The organism is Actinomadura syzygii (genome assembly GCF_008085905.1).
Classification (GTDB): Bacteria; Actinomycetota; Actinomycetes; order Streptosporangiales; family Streptosporangiaceae; genus Spirillospora; species Spirillospora syzygii.
The window spans coordinates 508,717-530,301 of record NZ_VSFF01000002.1 but is presented as its reverse complement, the minus strand read 5'-3'; the positions used below and the strand labels follow the sequence as shown (position 1 = coordinate 530,301).

Here is a 21,585-nt window from a genome sequence, read left to right as displayed (position 1 = left end):
ATGACGGCACCCCTGAACACGGACGGTCCGCCGGGCCGCGCCACGCCGCTCGCGCCGCGCGACCCGCGCTGGTTCGGCGAGTTCCGCACCACCGGCGTCCTCGGCGAGGGCGGCATGGGACGGGTCTACGCCGGCCGCGCCCGCGACGGGCGGCCGGTCGCGATCAAGGCGATCCGCGCGGAGCTGGCGCGGGACGAGGGCTTCCGCGCCCGGTTCCGGCGCGAGGCGGAGAGCGCCATGCGGGTCCCCGCGTACGCGACCGCCGAGGTGCTCGCCGCCGACCCGGACGCGCCCGTCCCCTACCTGGTCACCGAGTACATCGACGGCCCCACCCTGCACGCGCTCGTGGCGGACGGCGGCCCGCTGCGCGGCGCCGAGCTGCACCAGCTGGCGGTCGCGGTGGCGACGGCGCTGAAGGGCGTGCACGGGGCGGGGATCATGCACCGCGACCTCAAGCCCGGCAACGTGCTGCTGTCCAGGTTCGGGCCGCGGGTGATCGACTTCGGCATCGCGCGGACGCCGGACGCCACCCGCATGACCGGCGACGGCCAGGCCGTGGGCACGCCGTCCTACATGGCCCCGGAGCAGCTCCTCAACGACCCGCGCCCGGCGTCCGACGTCTTCGCCTGGGGCGGCGTGATCGTGTTCGCGGCGACCGGGCGCCGGCCGTTCGGCGGCGACACCATGCAGCGCATGGTCGGGCAGATCATGAACGACGAACCCGATCTCGGCGGGCTGCCGGGCAGCCTGCGCGCGGCGGTCTCCGCCGCGATGCGCAAGGACCCGGGCGCCCGTCCGACCGCCGCGCGCCTCCTGGAGATGCTGGACGCCGCGGACGACACGACGCCCGCCCCTCCCCCGGTCCGCGCTCCGGATCGCCGTGCCGCCGAGCAGACCACGACCGACGCGACCGCCGTATCCCAAGTACCGGACGAGTACCGGACGTCGACCTACGTCCCGCCGAAGCCTCGGCGAAGGCGGCGCGGAAGCGCCCGCCTCCTGTGGGCGCTGCTGATCCCCCTCGTGCTGGCGGGCGGCCTGTTCGCCTGGACGCACCGGCCCGCCGGGGACCCGGTCGTGACCGCCGTCGACGTCAAGGTCGACCATTCGCGTCCCGGCTGCGGGGACGAGGTCAACGTCACCGGCACCCTCACCACCGACGGCAAGCCCGGCGAGATCTCCTACCAGTGGTGGCGCAGCGACGAGGACGCCCCAGAGCCTCCCCTCCGCCAGCCCGTGGACGAGGGCCGCACCCGCACGACCGTCCACCTCCTCTGGAAGGTCCACGGGACGGGACGGCACCGGTTCACCGCGACGCTGACCGTCCTCGGCGACCACGCGATGCAGGACACCGCGTCCTTCACCTACTCCTGCGCGAGCTGATCCCGCCCCGGCGCGGCGTCGGGGCCGCGCGCGAAGCGGCCGGGGCAGGGGATCACGGCCGTCAGGACGGTCCCCTCCCCCGGCTCGGAGCGCAGCTCCAGGACGCCGTCGACGGCGGTCACCCGGTCGCGGAGCCCGGCGAGGCCGGAGCCGGGGCGGGCGGCGGCCCCGCCCGCCCCGTCGTCGGCGACGCGGACGGTCACCCGCCCGTCCGCCAGGTCGGCGGTGACGTCCACCCGTTCGGCGTCGGCGTGCCGCAGCGCGTTGGTCAGCGCCTCGCTGACGACGAAGTACGCGGTGAGCGCGATCGGCTGCGGCAGGTCGCGGAGCGCGCGGTCCATGTGCAGCCGGACGGGCCCGTCCGCGCGCCGGACCAGCTCGCGCAGCGCGGCCCGCAGCCCCTCGGTGGTCAGCACCGCCGGGTGGATGCCCCGGGCCAGCTCGCGCAGCGAGCGGAGCGCGGCGCGCAGCCGCGCCTCCGCCTCGTCGATCGCCTTGTCGAGGTCGGCGCGGCACCCGGCCGGGACGGTCCGGGCGGCGGCCTCGCGCACCCGGGCGAGCTCCAGGCCGACCCAGACGAGCTGCGGCTGCGCCCCGTCGTGCAGGTCGCGCTGGAGCCGGTGGCGGGCGGCGTCCTCGGCCGCGACGATCCGCGCGAGCAGCGCCCGGACCTGGGCGAGGTGCGCCCGCGCCGTCACCTGCAACCGCGTGTTCTCCAGGACGAGCCGGGTCGCCTCGGTCACCGCCTCCAGCAGCCGGGGCGCGGCGTGCAGCGACGGGTCGTGGCTCAGCACCGCGACCGGGTCGGCTGGGTCCCCGATGACCGTGATCGCGGCGCCCGCGCCCGGGGCGGGCGGTTCGGCGGGCGTGCCGTCGGCGCTGACGTAGGCGCCGTCCAGCGGGAACGCGATCCGCAGGCCGGGGTCGTGCAGCGTCGCGGCGAGCTTGGCCTCCAGGAGGCCCGGCGGCAGCTCGGCGATCTCCCGGACGAGGTCGGACACGCGCGCCTCGTCCAGCCGCTCGCGCAGCAGGCCCATGAAGAACGCCGCCGGGATGGACGCGACCGCGACGAACTGCGCCGCCGCGAGCGTCCCGTCGAACACCGGGTAGTAGAACCACGGCAGCAGCGCGCCCTGCACGCTCACCACCGTCCACAGCCCGGCCGTGACGATCATCGCGACGGTGGGGAAGGCGAGCACCCGCCGCTCCCGCCAGCCCGCGGGCCGGTACCGCCGGACGATCACCGCCCCGCCGACCACCGCCAGCACGCCGCCGCCCGCCGACAGCGCGAGCCCGGCGACGTCGGCGAGGCCGGGATCGTGGATCGGGGCGACCGGCGCGCACACGTCGCGGCACCGGCCGTCCGGCCGCGGCACGCCGACCAGGGCGAGGACGGCGGCGTTGACCACGCCGAACGCGTAGCCCCCGGCGACGACGCGCCGTCCGGCCGTGTCGCGCACCCGGCCGGTCGGGTAGGCGAGGAAGATGTGCGCGCCCAGCGGAAGCTGGAAGGCGTTCAGCCAGGACGACACCGTCACCAGCAGCCGCAGCGCCGCCGAGTCGGAGACGAGCGCGAACGCGGCCGGAGCGGTGCAGCCGAGCAGCAGCCCGAGCGAGAGCATCAGGGTGCCCATGGGCCGCCGCGGACGCACCCTGACGACCAGGAACCCGGCGAGCAGCCACGCCCCGATCTGCGTCAGTTCCTTGGTGTAGAAGAGCGGGCCGAACGTCCCCCATTCGACGGCGAGCCCGACGTCGAGCGCGACCAGGGCCGCGCCCGCCGCCAACAGCGCCCGGTGGCCCGGGCGTACGGAGTCGTCGCCGTGTTCGTCCACGCGGCACCATTCTGGACAGCACGATTTCGGAGCAGCCGAATTCCGGGCGGAATCCATTGATATCCCCACCGGAGCCGCGCCCAGCGTAACAGCGGGAGAACTCGGATCCATGCGATTCTCCCGGGGTATCGGAGGCCGGATTCGGCAACCCGGCAAAGGGTTGGAGTAGATCATTCTTTCGGGGCCGGATCTGGATCTTCGAGGCGCTGACCAGCGGCGGACAAATCGGCTATTCATAGCAAACAAGGCACGCCGCGCCCGCGAACGATCATCTTTGCCTGATCTACCAGCGCTTTGCCGGGTGCTGATTCTTTCCTGGGACGGCCATAAGCGGACATGAACCGGCCAAAGAATCCTGGTCACAAATAACAGCGGCTCTGCTTTGCTGTTACACGGACGGTCAAGGGTCGGTCGGCCAGCAGATCGTTATTGGTGCGCGCTGACACGTCGGCCTGGCACGCCGCCGCGCAGCGCCCTGTCCACGCGGGGGGCCGGCGATGATGCCGTGGCAGACCAGTCCGAACGGGGCCGATCCGAAGGAATCCGGCGCGAGCCGCACCGGCGCCGGCGGCCCGGGAGCCGAGACGGCCGCGCCACCGGCCGCACCGTCCGGGCCGCCGGAGCGGGCGGCCGGACCGAGCGGCGCGGGGCAGGCGCCGGTGCTCTCCGTGCCGAAGGGCGGCGGGGCCGTCCGCGACATGGGCGAGATGTTCGCCGCCAACCCCGCCAACGGGACCGGGACGCTGACGGTGCCCGTCCCGGCCAGCCCGGGGCGGCAGGGTTTCGGCCCGTCGCTCGCGCTCGGCTACGACTCGGGCACCGGCGGCGGCGCGTTCGGGCTCGGCTGGCACCTCGACGTCCCGGCCGTCACCCGGCGGGCCGACCGGGGCGTCCCCCGCTACCGCGACCACGGCCCGCCCGCCGACGAGGACACCTTCCACCTGGTCGGCGGCGACGACCTGGTCCCCGTCCCCGGGACGCGGCGGGCGCGCCGCGCGGGCCGCCGCTACACCGTCCGCCGCTACCGCCCCCGGGCCGACCACGCCTTCTCCCGGATCGAGCGCTGGACGGACGAGACCCCCGGCGCGCACGGCGACATCCACTGGCGCATCACCGACCGCGAGAACGTCACCACCGTCCTCGGCCGCGCGCCCGCCGACCGGATCGCCGACCCGGACGACCCGTCCCGCGTGTTCACCTGGCTGGCGGACGCGAGCTTCGACGGGCGCGGCAACGCGATCCGCTACGAGTACAAGGCCGAGGACGCGGCGGGCGTCGACCTGACCGCGCCGCACGAGCACGGCCGCGACCCGGCCGCCCGGACGACGGCGCGCCACCTCAAGCGCGTCCGCTACGGCAACCTGGCGCCGCAGGGCCCGGACGACGCTCCGCACCCCTCCGGATGGATGTTCGAGCTGGTCCTCGACTACGGGGAGCACGGCGACGGGAGCGCGGAGGAGCGCCCCTGGACGTGCCGCTCCGACCCGTTCTCGACGTACCGCTCCGGGTTCGAGGTCCGCACGTACCGGCTCTGCCGCCGCATCATGCTGCTGCACCATTTCCCGGACGAGCCCGAGACCGGCGCCGACTGCCTCGTCCAGTCGCTCGACCTGGCCTACGACGTGCAGCGGCCGTCCGGGCTGTCCACGCTGGCGGCGGTGACGAAGCGCGGGTTCCGCCGCGCGCCCGGCGGAACGCTGACCTCCCGCGCCATGCCGCCGATCGAGTTCGGCTACGCGCCCGCGCTACTCGACCGCGAGGTGCGCCGCCTGGACGACGTCGAGAACCTCCCCGCCGGGCTCACCTCGCCCGCCTACCGCTGGACGGACCTCGACGGCGAGGGGCTGCCGGGCGTCCTCACCGAGCAGGCCGGGGAGCTGTTCTACAAGCCCAACCTCGGCTCCGGCCGGTTCGGCCCGACCCGCCTCGTCGGGACGCGGCCCGTGCCGTCCGGCCTGAGCGGCGGGGGCGGGCGGCGCGAGCTGCTCGACCTCGACGGCGACGGCAACCTCGACCTGGTCGCCCTCGACGGCCCGGTCCCGGGGTTCAGCGAGCGTACGGACGGCGCCTGGACGTCATGGCGGACGTTCGGGTCCCGTCCCGTCATCGACTGGCAGGACGCGCGCACCCGGCTGGTCGACCTCTCCGGCGACGGCCTCGCCGACGTCCTCGTCCTCGGCGACGACGACCTCACCTGGTACCGGTCGCTGGGCGAGGAGGGCTTCGACGAGGCGACCCGGCCCGCGCCGCCTCCGCTGGGTCCGACCCGCGCGGACGCGTGGGTCCGGACGGGCGACCCCGCCGAGAGCGTCCAGTTCGCCGACATGACCGGGGACGGCCTGGCCGACCTGGTCCGTATCAGGCGGGGCGAGGTCAGCTACTGGCCGAGCCTCGGGCACGGGCGCTTCGGCCGCCGCGTCGTGATGGACGGCGGCCCCCTCCCGGCGGGCCCCGACGAGTTCGACGTCCGCCGGGTGATCCTCGCCGACGTGGACGGGTCCGGCACGAGCGACCTGGTCTACCTCGGCGCGGACGGCGTGACCATGTACGCGAACCGGTCGGGCAACGGGTGGGCGCACGCCGGGGAACTGCCCGTCCGGTTCCCGCACATCGACTCGGCGATCCAGGTGAGCGCGATCGACCTGCTCGGCACCGGGACGCTGTGCCTCGTCTGGTCGTCGCCCCTCCCGGACGACGCCTCCTCGCCGCTGCGGTACGTCGACCTGATGCGCGCGGGCAAGCCGTACCTGCTCACCCGGATGCGCAACAACCTGGGGGCGGAGACGTCGGTCCGCTACACGACGTCCACGAAGTTCTACGCGGCCGACCGGGCGGCCGGGCGGCCGTGGCCCACGAAGATCCCGTTCCCCGTCCACGTGGTGGAGGAGGTGGAGGCCCGCGACGCCGTCTCGCGGAACGTGTTCACCACCCGGTACGCCTACCACGACGGCCACTACGACGGCGTCGAGCGCGAGTTCGGCGGGTTCGGCGTGGTCGAGCAGTGGGACACGCAGGAGATCGGCGCGCTGGCCGCGTCCGCCGCGAACCACGACCCGGCGACGTTCCTCGCCCCCGTCCTCAGCCGGTCCTGGTTCCACACCGGAGTCCCCGGCGGGGACACGGAGCGGGACACAGCGCGGGTCGTGGCGCGCGACCCCGGGCACGCGGAGACGCGCCCGGCGCGGCTCACCGCCGACGAGGAGCGGCAGGCCGCCCGCGTCCTGCGCGGAAGCCTGCTGCGCCAGGAGACGTACGGGCTCGACGACACTCCCGAGAGCGTGCGGCCCTACGCCGTCACCGAGCACGCCTACACGGTGGAGCTGCGGCAGGCGGGCCACGGCTCCCCGCGCGAGGACGGCTTCCTTCCCGCCGTCTTCACGTCCTACCGGACCGGGTCCCATGGGGAGCACCACGAGCGGGCCCTCTACAACGTGGACGGGCGCGAGGTCCCTGACCCGCGCGTCACGGACGACTTCGTCCTCGACGTCGACGAGTTCGGCGACGTCCTGCGGACGGTCGACATCGCGTACGGGCGGCGGTTCCCCGACCCCGACCCGGTGCTGACCGCCGCCGACCGCGCCGAGCAGTCGCGCATCCGCGTCGTGGTCACCGAGAGCCGGTACACCCAACCGGTCGACACCGACACCGCGTACCGGACGCCGATGCAGTGCGAGAAGCGCTCAACGGAGGTCGTCGGGCTACGGCCGTCCGGGCTCCGGTTCGACGCGGACGAGATCCGGGACGCGCTCGACGGCGTCACCGCCGACCTGCCCGTCACGGCCTGGGACGACGAGGGCGCGTCCGGTCCGGCCCGGCGGCTGCTGGAGCTGGAGCGGTCGGTGTTCCTGCGCGACGACCTGAGCGGCCCGCTGCCGTTCGGTGCGCTGGAGCCGCTCGCCCTGCCGTACGAGACGGTCCGGCAGGTGCTCACCGACGAGCTGATCGCCGCCGAGTACGGCGGCCTGGTGGACGCGGCCCGGCTGGCGTCCGCCGGGTACGTGCGGGAGGACGGGGCCTGGTGGTCGCCGTCCGGACGGGTCCTGTTCGCGCCCGAGGACGGGAGCCCGGCCGCGGCGCACTTCTACGTCCCGCACGGCTTCGTCGATCCGTTCGGCGCGAAGACCCGGCTCCGCTACGACCGGTACGACCTGCTCGTCCTGTCCTCCACGGACGCGGTCGGCAACGTCGTCAGCGTCGGGGCGCGCGACGGCGACCGCGTCCTGCCGGGCGGCTACGACTACCGGGTGCTCCAGCCCGCGGTCACCTGCGACGCCAACGGCAACCTGTCCGAGGCGGCCTACGACGCGCTCGGACGGCTCACCGCGATCGCCGTCCGCGGCAAGCCGGGCGACGCCCGCGACGACCTCGGCGACACCGTCGGCGGCCTCGACCTCGACCCGGACGACGCCGACCTCCTCGCCTACTTCGCCGACCCGCACGCGCCCGGCCTCGCGGAACGCCTGCTCGGCCGGGCGACCACCCGCACCCTCTACGACCCCGGCGCGTTCTACCGCACGCGCGGCGACGCGGAGCCGCGCCCGCCCGCGACGGCGCTCCTCACCCGGACCGACCACGTCGCGACGGGCCGTCCCGCCGACCCGCAGCAGCTCATCACCTACTCGGACGGCAGCGGACGCGAGGCCCAGCACAAGGCGCAGGCCGAGCCCGGCGCCGACGGCAAGCCCCGCTGGAGCGGCACCGGCTGGACGATCTACAACAACAAGGGCCTCCCGGTCCGCAAGTACGAGCCGTTCTTCAGCGCCACCCCGGCGTTCGAGTTCGCCCGCGTGGCCGGGGTGAGCGCCATCGTGTTCTACGACCCGATCGGCCGGGCCGTCGTCACGCTGCACCCGGACGGCGGCTACGGCAAGGTCGTCTTCGACCCGTGGCGGCTCGCCACCTGGGACGCCAACGACACGGTCGCGCTGCGCCCGGACACCGACCCCGACGCGCGCGGCCTCGCCGGGCGCTACCTCGCCGGGCTCGACGCCGCCGGGACCCCGTGGCGGACCTGGTACGAGGCGCGCGCCGGAGGCGAACTCGGCCCGGCGGAGCGGGACGCCGCGACGCAGACCCTCGCGCACGCGGGCACCCCGTCCCGCGCCTGGTCGGACACGCTCGGCCGGTCGTTCCTGACCGTCCGGCACGACCGGGGCGCGGACGGGACGGCGGGCGACCGCCACGACCGGACGCTCGTCCGGCTGGACGTGCAGGGCCGCACCCGGGAGGTCCGCGACCCGCTCGGCCGGGCCGTCACCCGGATGGGCTACGACCTGGCGGGCGGGCTGGTCCGCAACGCCGCGATCGACATCGGGCCGGGGCACGTGCTGCGCGACGTGCTCGGCGCGCCCTGCGGGTCCTGGTCGGCGCGCGGCTACGCGCTCCGCACCGAGTACGACCCGCTGCACCGCCCGACCCGCTCGTTCGTGGCCGGTCCCGGCATCGAGGGCGAGCGGGAGCACCAGCGCGTCGAGTACGGGGAGGACGTCCCGGACGCCGCCGCCCGCAACCTGCGCACGCGCGTCCACCGGACGTTCGACGGGGCGGGCGTCGTCACCAACGACCGCTACGACGCGGACGGGAACCTCGCCGAGGCGACGCGGCAGGTCGCCCGCGACTTCCGGGGGCATCCCGACTGGGCGGGCCCGGTCGACCTCGAACCGGAGCGGTACACGGGACGGTCCGTGTTCGACGCGCGGGGGCGTCCCGTCCGCGTCACCACGCCGGACGGGGCGACGATCACCGCGTTCTACAACCCGGCGGGCCTGCTCGAACGGCTGGACGCGCAGCCCTCGGGCGAGGATCCCGTCCCGGTCGTGACCGGGATCGACTACAACGCGCGCGGGCAGCGCGTCACGGTCGAGCACGGCAACGGGACGCGCACCGACTACGCCTACGACCCGTTCACATTCCTACTGCGCGGCATCGTCACCGTGCGGGACGGCGAGCGGTTGCAGGATCTGCGGCACGTGTACGACCCGTCCGGGAACGTGACGTCCGTCCAGGACGAGTCGCAGCAGACGCTGTTCTTCCGCAACCAGGTCGTCCGTCCGGGCGGGCGGTACCGGTACGACGCGCTGTACCGGCTGGCCGAGGCGACCGGGCGCGAACACCTCGCGCAGGCCGACGGCGTCCGCCCGCCGGGGCCGTGCCGGGGCGGCCCGCCGCCGCACCACCCGCACGACGGCGGCGCGATGAGCCGGTACACCGAGCGGTACGCCTACGACCCGGTCGGGAACCTCCTCGAAATCGTGCACGCGGTGGCCGACTCCGCTACGCCGGGCTGGACCCGGACCTACGACTACGACCAGGAGAGCCTGCTCGAACCGGGCGTCGTCGGGAACCGGGTCGGGACGGTCGACGGCGAGCGCTTCGACCACGACCCGCAGGGCAACGTCACCGCGCTGCCGGGCCTGGCCCATCTCGGCTGGGACCCGGAGGACCGCCTGCACGTCACCGCGCACCGTCCGCCGAACCCGGCCGCCGAGGCGGACACGGACGCGGACACGGACGCGGACACGGACACGGACACGGACACGGACGCGGCCGGGCTCGGCGAGGCGACGTGGTCGCTGTACGACTCGTCCGGCACCCGGATCCGGAAGGTCACCGACCGGCCGGGCCCGGACGGCGAGCGGATCCGCGTCCGCGAGCGCCTCTACCTCGGCCCGTTCGAGGTGTTCCGCGAGTACGCGCCGGACGGCGAGGCCACCGTCGAGCGGACGACCCTCCACGTCGTCGACGAGGACCGCCGCGTCGCGCTCGTCGAGCGGCGCACCCGCGGCGACGACAAGGGCCCGGAACTGCTCGTCCGGCACCAGTTCGACGACCATCTCGGCTCGCCGACGCTGGAGCTCGACCAGCTCGGCCGCATACTCACGAAGGAGGAGTTCCACCCGTACGGGAGCACGGCCTACGAGTCCGTGTCGCGGGGCGCGCGGGCCGCGCCGAAGCGGTACCGGTTCACCGGACGCGAACGCGACCGGGAGAGCGGCCTCCAGTACCACGGAGCCCGGTTCTACGCGCCCTGGCTCGGCCGCTGGACCAGCCCCGACCCGGCGGGGACGAAGGACTCGCCGTCCCCGTACGTCTACGTCGCGGGGAACCCGGTCCGGCTCGTCGACCCGTCCGGCCACGAGGGCGAGCCGCGCCAGCTCAACCTGGCCGAGACGCTCAAGCAGGAGGTCGTCGCGACCCGCGCCGGACGCGGCATCAGCCAGAGCCTGCGCCGCGACCTCCAGGCCGTCTGGGAATGGTGGGGCGGGCAGGGCAAGGTCGACGCCGGGCACGTCGGCAAGGCGCAGTGGGAGCTGCGCGCGGGCGAGCGCGGGCTCGTCGCCGCGCAGCCGCTCGCGGAGAACCGGTCGCTCGGCGTCCTCGAACGGGCCAGGGCGGGCGCCGCGCGGCTGCTCGGGAAGTTCGCCCGCAACGCCGAGGGCGTCGACGAGGGCGTGTCCGCCGGGTCGCGCTTCGGCCGGGCCGTCCGCGCCGCCTGGCGGGACGACCCCTCGTTCAGGTCCTTCCTCAAGTCGTGGAAGTCGAGCGCGGGCGCGTCCGGGACGGCGGCGACCGCCGCCGAGACGGGCGGCGCGGCGGCCGCCGAGGCCGGGGCGCTGGCCGAGGCGAGCGCGCAACTGGAGCTCCCGCTGTATGTGCGCGTGGAGGAGGCGGGCGTCCGCGTCGCGACGGAGACCGAGTCGGCCCTCGCCGCGGCCCAGGCCGGGGCCAAGGTCAGGGTGGCGGACTCGGTGGCCAAGGCGGCGGAGGCGGTGGCCCCCGCCGCGGAGGAGGCCGGCGCGTTCGCCGCCGCGGCCGAGACCGGCGGCCGGGTGCTGCGCGCCGCGGCGCCCGCGCTCAAGGTGGTGGGGAAGGTCGCCGGGCCGGTGGCCGTGGTGGCCGCCGTCCACCAGGCCGCGACCGCGAAGACGACCGGGGAGAAGGCCGACGCGTCGGTGGGCCTGTCCAGCGGCGTGCTGGGGCTGTCCGCCAACCCGGTCACCGGTGTCGCGGCGGCGGGCCTCGTCGCGGGCGGCTTCGTCGGCGGGAAGGCCGCGACCGCGGCGTCCGAGGCCGGGTGGAGCCGCGAGGGGAGCGTCGCCGCGGGCACCATCGCGGGCGCCGCGACGGGCGCCGCGATCGGCGCCGTCGTCGGCTCCGTCGTGCCGGTCCTCGGCACCGCCACCGGCGCGGTCGTCGGAGCGGCCGCAGGCGCCATCGGCGGATTCATCAAGTCGTACTGGAACTAGGGGGAGGACCCATGCCCACTCTCATCGTCGTGAGGCTGCGCCCCACCAGGCCGGTGAGCGGCGAGGCGTTCACGGCCGCGCTGTCGGGGCTGACCGTCGAGGCGTTCGACCTCGGCTTCGGCTCGACCGCCGAGGGCAGGTCCCTCGGCACGGCGAGCGGTGTGTTCACCTCGGTCTCGGTCGCGGAACTCGGCGTCGATCTCACGCGGACGGCGATCGTCCAGCACTACATCGACACCGGGGGAGGCCCGGTGACCCCGCCGACCATACGCAACCCCGCCGCGGCGGCGACCGCCGTGATCGTGGTCGACCCGCCGCCCACCGGGCCCGAGTATCCGACGGGCACGTCGTTCGACCTGCGGTTGAAGCTCACCCGCGACGGCGCCCCGATCGCCGACCGGCGGATCGACTTCAACGCCGTCGTCACGACCGTGGACGCGCTGCCCATCCTGCTGACCGACGTGGTGGGGCTCCAGCCGAGCGCGTACGCGGTGCTGCCCGCCGCCGCGTCCGGCGCGGGCGCGCACCTGGAACTGCCGGAGGACGGCACCCCGCCGGACTTCGCGTCCCTGGTCAAGGCCGTGAACGCGGTGCTCGCGCTCGACCCGGCGGACGGCGGCACCATCGCGCAGCGCACCACGCTGAGCGGGGCCCAGGCCAAGCACGTCGCGGCGGAGATCGAATGGGACCGGAAGGTCCACCCGGCGCCGCCCGAGCCGCGCCCGCTCGCGCAGATGTACACCACCCCGCAGCCGGACATCACGGTCGACGCGGACCGCGCCGACAACGACCGCCGCCGGTTCGAGGCCGAGCTCGACGGCTACTACGCGACCCACGACGGGAACGCGCTGCGGCTCAGCGGGTACGTGTACGCGGTCTGGGCCGCGATGATGTGCGAGCGGCTCAGCACGGGCGAGAACCTCACCGGCCCCGGCCCCGCGCAGGGACCGGTGGACGGGGCCCGCGCCGCGCTGCTGACCCTGCCGCTGCCGCGCGGCGCCGGGGACGGCACGACCCTCCGGCACGTCTCGGTCACGCTCACCGGCGATCCGGCGCACGCGGTGCTCGACCCGCCGTTCGTCGTCCCGGCGGCCTACTTCTACGCGCTCGGCGCGCAGCTCCCCCCGCAGGTGGACGTGGCGCAGCGGTTCGCGATGGCGAGCGCCGACGCCGAGTCGAAGGTGCTCGTGACGATCGAGACGGCGGTCGAGGCTGGCGTGGTCGGCGCCGCCGAGCCGCCCGCGACCGGGCCCGGCGGGACGGGCGGCGCGCTCGTCCCCGCGCAGGCGGCGCGGCGGCTGCGCGCGATCGGGCAGGCGGCGGCGCCCGCACCGGAGGTCGCGGTGAACGCGGCGGTCCGCCCGCTCATCGTGTCGTGGCTCGCGCACACCGGCCCGACCGCGACCGTCGACGCCGACTTCTGGGTGCCCGCGACGGCGTCCGGGCCGGGCGCGGCCGCGTACCTGAGCCTGCTGCTGCACGCCGTGACCGGCGGCTTCGCGCCGCTCATCGCGGCGGTCGCCACCGACCTCGGGGTGAGCACGGCGGCCGAGCTGCGGGCGGTCACCGAGGACCGGTGGCGCGCGCTGTTCCTGCCGCCGGGCGCGCCGCCGCGCCTCGACCTGCTGCCGCCGTTCACCGAGGCGGGCACGTCCAGCACGCCGCAGGACAGGGTCGACGCGTTCCTGCGGCATCTGCGGCAGTTCCTGACCGTCCCGTTCTCCACGGCGGCGGGCGAGGCGCCGGAGGAGGAGTCGCCGTCCGCGCTGCCCCGGCCGAGGCCCAACATCTTCGCCGCGTTCGAGGTGGCGTACTCGGCGCACGGCGGCGGCACGTACACGCCGGGCACGCCGCGCGACCCGGACGCGACGCGGTCGGCCGCCCTCGACGTGTTCCCCGGCGACCCGCACGCGCGGGCGTGGCTGCTCGCGGCGCTCGACGCGCTCGACGCGCTGCACGTCCTGACCGCGTTCGCCGCGCCGGGCCAGCCGCACGCGGAGCTGCGGTTCTCGCTGATGGAGGCGCTGTACGCGCGCGGCTTCAGCACGGTCGCGGCGGTCGCCGGGCTCACCCCGGACGCGTTCGAGCACGCCCTGGAGGGGACGGTCGCCCACCGGTTCGCGCCCGAGATCCAGGAGGCGGCGGGCGGGTCGGGCTCCGAGCCGGGCGGCGAGGACCTGTTCTCCCCCGTCAACCGCGGGACGCTCACCGACTGCCTGCCGCCCGAGCACCTGTCCCCGTTCGGGCTGGTCGCGTACCTGAGCGAGCTGCTGCGGCTGTCGGCGGTGAGCACCTGCGCGAACCCGTTCCCGTCCGAGGAGTCGGCGGACCTCGGCGACCTCCTCGCCGACCGGCGCGGGACGCTCGGCGGGCTGGCCGCGTCGGCGGCGAACCTGGCGACGCCCGTCCCGTCCGGCGACCTGGTGAACGAGAGCCTGGAGCACCTCGCGGCGGCGGTGGCGTCGGGCGGGACGCCGTCCGGCGTCGTGTTCGACACCGCGTCCGAGGAGGTCGGCGGGCACCGGATCGGCGGCCCGGACGGGCACGACGCGGGCACGCTGCTCGCGGCCGTCCCGGAGCACTCGGCGCCGTCCGCGCCGCTGCCCGCCGCCTACGCCGCGCTGCGGGCCGAGCCCGGGGCGCCGCCGCTGCCCTACGACCAGGGCATCGACACCGTCCGCTCCTACCTGCGGGCGGCGGGCACGAGCCGGTACGAGGTCATGCGCCGGTTCCGGAAGCGGATCACCGAGTTCGCGCTCGACCCCGCCCACGAGCCGGACGGCTTCGCCGCGCACCGCTGGCGCTACCCCGTCCGGCTGGAGACGGCGCTCGAATACCTGTGCCTGACCGCGCACGAGTACGCGATGTTCTTCGCGGGCACGCCCGGCGAGGAGCCGTCCGGGGACGTCCCGGCGGGGTGGCGGCTCTACGGGTTCCCGCGCTCCACCGTCGGCCGGACGCACTGGTCGCGGGTCGCGGCGCGGCTGCCCGAGCTGCTCGCCCGCACCGGCCTGGAGTACTGCGAGCTCGCCGAGCTGCAGCTGAGCGGGATCGTCCCGTTCGACGTGGTGAAGATCGCGCGGCGCCGCCGGGACGAGGGCGACGGCCGCCTCCCGGTCTGCCCGCCGTGCGATCCGGAGGAGTACCGGGCCCGGTTCCCCGGCGAGGGCGACACCGACCGGGCGGCGGCGCTCGTCCGGCTCATGCTGGTCGTGCGGCTGTGGCGGGCGCTGCGCTCGCGCCGCGGCGGCGGCCTGTCGTTCCAGACGCTCGCGGACGTCGACGCCGTCCTGCGCCTGTTCACCGCGGACGGCGCGGTGAACCCCGACTTCCCGCGCCAGCTCGCGGCGCTGCTCATCCTGTGCGACGACCTGCGCCTCCCGCTCGGCGGCGGCGACGAGTCGGGCCCGCTCGGACGGGTCGCGCTGCTCGCCCTCTGGGCGGGCGGCGACGCCACGCCCCGCGAGCGGGAGCGCGCCGTCGCCCTCCTCCTGGACGGCGTCGAGGAGACCGCCGAACGCGCCGACCCCGCCTTGGAGGCCGGCCCCGAACTTCTCAAGGTCATCGCGGCGAACCTCGACCCGCTGTCGGTGCTGGCCGGGTTCGACCCGGACACCCCGTCCGACACCTGGCACTCCCGGCCCGCCGCGACCCTGCGGTTCGCCGAGGTGCTGCTCAAGGTGTACCTGTCCCCGTTCACGGTCGGGGAGCTGCTGTTCCTGTTCACGACCGGCGACCATCTCGACGGCGACGACCCGTTCCCGCTCCAGGACCGCAACGAGGCCGCCGACGACCCGCTGATGCTGGGCGACACCGAGCCGTTCGACGGCCAGGGCCCGCACTCGCTCTGGACGCTCCGCGACGCCCTCGGCGACGTCGCGGTCACCGACGAGGAGGCCGCGTCCTGGCCCTGGACGCGGATCGCCGCGTCGCTGCGCGCCGACTTCGGGTACACCGCGCCGACCGGCGTCCCCGACCCGCTCGACCTGCTCGGACGCCGCTTCCTCGCCGCCGAGCTGCGCCGCCGCGGCATCCCGGTGACCGCCGCCGAGACCCGGTTCGCGGTGCCGCTGGCCGCCGCCGACACCTCGCCGGACATGTGGGCGGGCGGCCCGCCGGAGGGCGGCTTCGCCTACGACCGCGCCACCGAGGAGCTGTACTGCCTGCTGCCGCTGCGGGACGCCGACGTCCTCGAACGGCTGCTGCGGATGCGTCCGCTCAACCCGACCGAGCGGCGCGCGGTCCGCGACCTGTACTTCGCGCCGCGCGCCGCGTGGGCGCCGTTCGCCGCGCTGTTCGAGAACCCGGTGCAGGCGATCGAGTCGCTCGTCCAGGAAGGGGACGACGACTCCCGGTTCGCGCTGTTCCAGAAGGCGTACGCGCTGTTCGTGCAACGCGCCCATGTCGTCGCCGGGCATCTCGCCCGGCACGTCGCCGCCGCGACCGACGGCGACTCCGAGGGCGCGGACGAGGCGGCGTGGCTGATCCTGCGCGGCCTGTGGGCGGACGAGAACTTCGGCCTCACCCCCTGGGAGGACGACTCCGGCGCCCCACCGGACGTCGCCTACCCGTGGCGTCCGGGCGCGGGCGCGTTCGCCGCGCTGCTCGGCCTCCGCGGAACCGGCCTCGTGGGCGAGTTCCGTCCCGACGAGCCCCGCGCGGCGCTGCGCTGGCGCGAGGTGCGCGGGCCGCTCGACCCGTTCGGGGACGTCCGCAACGCGACGAACGCGCCGGTGCCGACCGTCCTCCCGGCGATGGACCTGGAGCTGACCGACGAGCAGGAGCGGTACGTCAGCGTCCGGAACGGCCTCGCCCTGCTGGACGCGACCGGCGAACCGCTCGGCGGCGCGGAGCCGTTCGCGGCGCGCTGGGAGGGCGTCCTGCTGGTGGAGCACGAGGGCACGTACCGATTCCACGCGGGCCACGTCCCCGACAACGACGAGCACGAGCACGATGGGCACGAGCACGATGAGCACGAGCACGATGAGCACGGGGACTGGTGCGAGGGACGGCGCTGGCGCGTCGTCCTGCGCCGAGGGCAGCGGGTGTGGACCGTCCTCAACCACGGGCTGCCCGGCGACGAGGCGCCCGGCCACCGGTCGGGGCCGCTGCGGCTGCGGCGCGGCGCCTACGAGATCACGATCGAGGCCAAGCAGGACAAGCCCCGGTTCGCGGACCGCGCCGACACCGAGGCCGCGCGCACCGGGTTCCGGTTCGCCTACGCGGGGCCCGACACCGGCGACGCCGTCGCCACCCTCCCGTTCGACCGGCTGTTCCGTCCGGCGAAGGACGCGACGCTCGGCGACGGCGTGGTCCGCAACCCGACCCTGGACGCGGCCGGGCGGACGTTCTCCCCCATCCGCCCCGGCGAGAACGCCGCCGCGTGGCTGAACGGCCTCTACACGAGCAGCCTGCGCGACATCCGGCGCACCTACCAGCGCGCGTTCAAGGCTCTGCTGGTGGCGCGGCGGTTCGGGCTGTCCGCGCGACCGGTGGCGGGATACCGGCAGTCCGAGCTCGGGTACCTGCTCGCGCACGGCGCGACGTTCGCGGGCACGTCCCATCCGCGCACCGGGGCGGCGGCGTTCGGCACGCACCACGCCTGGCTCTCCAACGACCTGCTGCCGGTCGGCGACCCGTACCTCACCGACTTCGCCGTCGACCAGCGCAGCCATCCCGGACGCCCCCGGCAGGCCGCGCTCTTCGACGTGTGGGAACGCCTCTACGACTACCGCGACCTGCGGCGCGACACCCGGACGGCGCGCGAGCGCCCCGCCTGGATCCTGTTCGCCGAGGTGACCGAGCAGCAGCCGGACGACCCGGTCAACATGCTGCGGTACCTCGGCGTCGACGCCCGGCACGCGCCCCTCGTCAGCGTGTACCTCGACGTCCCGCCCGACCCGTACCGGCTCGGCCCGCACGACCTGGAGGACGAGCGCTGGGCGATCCGCGCCTGGCTCGCCTCGCGGCTCCTGGACCGGATCACCGGGCGCCTCGTCCCGCGCGACATCGGCGCCGCCCACCCCTACCTGTGGGCGGCCGACGACCCCGCCGCGCCGGTCGGGACGCCGCCGCGGCCCGGCGCCGCCGACCTCGTCCGGTTCGTCGAGGACGCCTTCATCGAGAACGGACGGCCGCGCCGCTACACCGACCTCCAGCGCCTGAACGACGGGCTCCGCGCCCGCGCCCGCCACGCCCTGCTCGCCTACCTTTGCGGTCCCGGGCGGTTCGTCGCCGCGCCCGGCGACCTTTCCGACCTGCTCCTCCAGGACGTCGAGGCGGGCCCCGGCCAGCGCGTCACCCGGATCGAGGACGGCGCGGCCGCCGTGCAGGCGTTCGTGCAGCGCGCGCTGCTCGGCCTCGAACCGTCCCTGACCATCCCCTACGGGCTGCGCAAGCTGTGGCGGAACCGGTTCGCGACCTTCGCCCAGTGGCGCGCGTGCGCGCGGCGCGAGGCGTACCCGGAGAACTGGATCGAGTGGGACGACCTGCGCGAGGCACGCCGGTCCGAGGCGTTCCGGATGCTGGACGCGCGGCTCCGCGAGGACGAGCTGACCGTCCCGGTCCCGGGCGGGCTGGCCTGGTGGCGCGCGGCCCGTCCGCCGGAGCACCCGTCGCTCGCCCTCGTCCAGGACGCGACGCTCGCCGTGGAGCGGCTGCTGACGCCCGCGCCGGAGGGGCTCGGGCTGCTCGGCAGGCCGGTGCCGTCCGCGCAGCCGTCGTGGCTGGCACCGATCGCGCTGCCCGCCGCGACCGTCGCCGCCGCGACCGACGACGGGCCCGCGCGGGACGTCTCCACCGAGGTCGTACCGGCCGCGCAGGGGCGGGAGCTGCCGCTGTGGCTGACGGCGGCGATGACGCTCGGCGTCGCGTTCGTCCGGGTCGCGGCGGCCGGGATCCCGCCCGCGTCGGCGCACCTCATGCCGTACGGGCACGCCGCGGGCTGCTGCCGCGACTGCGCCGACGACCGTCCCGAGGAGGGGATCGACGAGTACTACTTCTGGCTCGTCGCCGCCACCGGGTACGACGACGCGGACGCCGCGCAGGACGCCGACGCCGGGGTCGTCGTCTCGACGCCGGAGCACCCGGCCGACCAGACGTCCGACTGGCACCGCCGCGACAAGCTGCCCGCCCTGCTGCGCTGGCCCCCGGCGCGGGTCGCGCACCTGCACTGGTGCCGGGTCCGGGACGGGCGGTTCGAGCCGCCCCGGCGCAGCGCCGAGGCGGTGCGGCTGCGTCCCGGCCGGGGCGTCGCGCGGCTCGTGTTCGAGGGCCGGACGGACGACGCCCTCCGCTTCTCCGTCCCCGACGCCACGCCGCCGGTCGGCCACACCGACCCCACGGCGCCGGGCTTCCGCTACGACCTGCCCCTGGACGACGCGGTCGTCCTGCCCCTGGTCACCGCGCCCGACACGCCCCCCATTCCGCTGCCGGGCGGGATGGCCGCCTACCCGTACTTCACGATGCGCCCGCCGGGAGCGCCGCTGCTGCCGCTGTCGCCGTTCCCGGTCGCGACGGCCGTCGCGGGCGCGCTGCGCGCGCACTGCCGGCACGAGGCGGCGCTCGCCTGGTACGGCCTCGCGCACCGGCCGCTGGACGCCGACAACACGTGGCGTCCGGGCGACTCCGACTCCGAAGCGGCGCGCCGCCGGGACGTGCTGCTGTCCTTCGCGGAGACACTCGCGCAGGCCGCGGACGCCGCGTTCGCGCGCGGCGACCTGGAGAGCGCGCGGCAGGCCCGCGTCCTGTTCGACGTGCTGGCCCGGCTGCTCGGCCCGTCACCGCGCCGGATCTCCGGCGAGCCCGGCGGCGCCCACGTCGGGCTCGCGGACTTCGTGCCGCGGCCCGCGCCGCTGAACCCCCGCCTGCTCGCCCTGTACGAGCGGGTCGGCGACCGGCTCGCGCTCGTCCGGCACGACATCGACGCGCACCGGCTGCGCCGCGGCCCGGACGTGACCGCCGACCCGGCCGACCCGTGCGCGGACGGCTGCGACGGGACGGCCTGCCACGGCCCGATCGGCCCGTACCGGTTCACCTACCTGATGCAGAAGGCGCTGGACCTCGCGGGCGAGGTCCGCGGGCTCGGCGCGTCCCTGCTCACCGCCTACGAGAAGGGGGACGCCGAGGCCCTCGCCTCGCTCCGCACCGCGCACGAGCGGCAGCTCGCCGAGCTGGGCCTGCGGACGCGGCAGCTCCAGTGGCGGGAGGCCGACTGGCAGGTGCAGGCGCTGCAGAAGACGAAGCAGGGCGCGCTGACCCGGCTGGCCTACAACCAGGCGCTGCTGCGGGCGGGCAACAACGCGGGCGAGCTGGGGTACGAGGCGATGACGGTGGTGTCGACGGCGTCGCGGATCGCGGGGAACGTCTCCGAGGCCGTCGCGCAGGGCCTCGGCATGACGCCCGACTTCTGGCTCGGCGTCGCCGGGATCGCGGGCACCCCGCTCCAGTTCAACCAGTTCCCGCTGGGCAACAAGCTCGCGGCGGGGTTCAGCACGGCCGCGCGGATCCTCGCCCAGGTCGCGGAGAACGCGAACACGACCGGCGGCCTCAGCCTGACCGAGGGCGGCTGGCAGCGCCGCGAGGACGAGTGGCGCCACCAGGTCCAGGTGATCGGCGTCGAGCTCCAGCAGATCGAGCGGCAGATCCTCGCGGCCGAGCGGCACCGCGACGCGGCGCTCCGCGACCTGGAGGTCCAGGAGCGGCAGATCGAGAACACCCGCGAGGTCCAGGACTACCTGCGCGACCGGTTCTCCAGCGCCGAGCTGTACCTGCACCTGCAACGGGAGACGGCGGCGCTGCACCGGCGGCACTACGACCTCGCGCTGCGGCTCGCCCGGCGGGCGCGGCGGGCCTTCGTCCACGAGCGCGGCACCCCGGCGCCCGAGCTGCCCTCCCCCGGTTGGGACACGCTGCGCGAGGGGCTCCTCGCCGGTGACCGCCTGCACCTGGCGCTGCGCGAGATCGAGACCGCCTACGTCGAGGAGAACTGCCGCGAGTACGAGCTGGCCCGCCATCTGTCGCTGCGCGCCGAATTCCCGGTGGCGTTCCTCCAGCTCCAGCAGACCGGGTACTGCGAGATCGAGATCCCGGAATGGCTCCTCGACCTCGACCATCCCGGCCATTACATGCGGCGGATCAGGAACGTCACGCTGACGATCCCGTGCGTCGTCGGGCCGTACACGAGCGTCAACTGCCGCCTGACCCTGCTCAGCAGCCAGACCCGCGTCGAACCGTCCCTGCGCGACGCGCCCGCCCCGTGCTGCGACGCCGCCCGTGCTCCGGGCGCGCCGGTCCCGTGCCGGTGCACCGGCGGGGGGACGCCGCGCGCCTGCCCGTGCGCCTGCGGGGAGTGCTGCGCCTCGGGGCCTGCTCCGGCCGCGGGGTACGACGCCGGGCCGGACGACCCGCGGATCGTCCACGCCTACGACGCGACGGAGGCCATCGCCACGTCCAGCGGGCAGAACGACTCGGGGATGTTCGAGCTGAACTTCCGCGACGAGCGGTACCTGCCGTTCGAGTTCCGCGGCGCGGTCAGCCGGTGGCGGGTCGAGCTTCCGCCGGAGGACAACCGGTTCCCGCTCGCCAGCGTCAGCGACGTCGTCATGCTGCTCAACTACACGTCACGGGAGGGCGGCGACGTCCTGCGCACCGCCGCCCGCGCCGCCGCCGCGCACCGACTCCCCGGCGCCGGGGTCCGACTCGTGGACGTCCGGCGCGACCTGCCCGACGACTGGTACCGCCTCCAGCGGCCGGGGCACCGGCTGCCGCTGCGGCTGACCAGGGAGCTGTTCCCGTACGTCCCCGGCGGCTGCGACCTGCGCGTCACCCGGGTCGAGCTGTTCGCTGAGCTGGACGAGCCGGGCTGCCGGTCTCTCCTGCCCGCCGTGTTCCACGCCCATCACGGGCACCGTCCGGACGAGCCGTGCTCGTGCTCCGGAGTCCCGGTCGACTGCGTGGCGAGCGCGGAATGGCCGTGCCTCTTCCACGGCGTCGTCGACGTCGACCTTCCGGTGCGGCCGCACCCGTCCGCCGAACTGGTCTTCCCGGACGTCCCGGGCGGCATCACCGCCCTTCACCTCCTCTGCACCTACACGACCGAGCAACACGCCGGGAGGCACTAG

Annotated in this window: 4 protein-coding genes; 3 read left to right on the top strand and 1 reads right to left on the bottom strand. The window is 75.6% G+C overall.

Translation table 11 applies throughout. From position 1 onward, the window contains the following. The gene (locus tag FXF65_RS06390; protein WP_148348752.1) at positions 1–1,383 is read left to right on the top strand and encodes a serine/threonine-protein kinase; all 1,383 of its coding nucleotides are present in this window, start codon (positions 1–3) and stop codon (positions 1,381–1,383) included. Here FXF65_RS06390 and FXF65_RS06385 read toward each other — a convergent pair. Beyond that, entirely contained in the window at positions 1,365–3,218 is a 1,854-nt protein-coding gene (locus FXF65_RS06385) for a sensor histidine kinase (RefSeq protein ID WP_148348751.1), read from the bottom strand. The genes FXF65_RS06390 and FXF65_RS06385 overlap by 19 nt on opposite strands. 497 nt (positions 3,219–3,715) lie before the next feature. Here FXF65_RS06385 and FXF65_RS06380 point away from each other — a divergent pair, with 497 nt between their 5' ends. Next, on the top strand, positions 3,716–11,464 hold the full coding sequence (locus FXF65_RS06380; RefSeq protein ID WP_222868398.1) for a SpvB/TcaC N-terminal domain-containing protein: 7,749 nt from the start codon (positions 3,716–3,718) through the stop codon (positions 11,462–11,464). Between the two features lie 11 nt (positions 11,465–11,475). Continuing rightward, positions 11,476–21,585, top strand: a complete 10,110-nt coding sequence (locus FXF65_RS06375) for a Tc toxin subunit A-related protein (protein WP_148348750.1) — start codon at positions 11,476–11,478, stop codon at positions 21,583–21,585.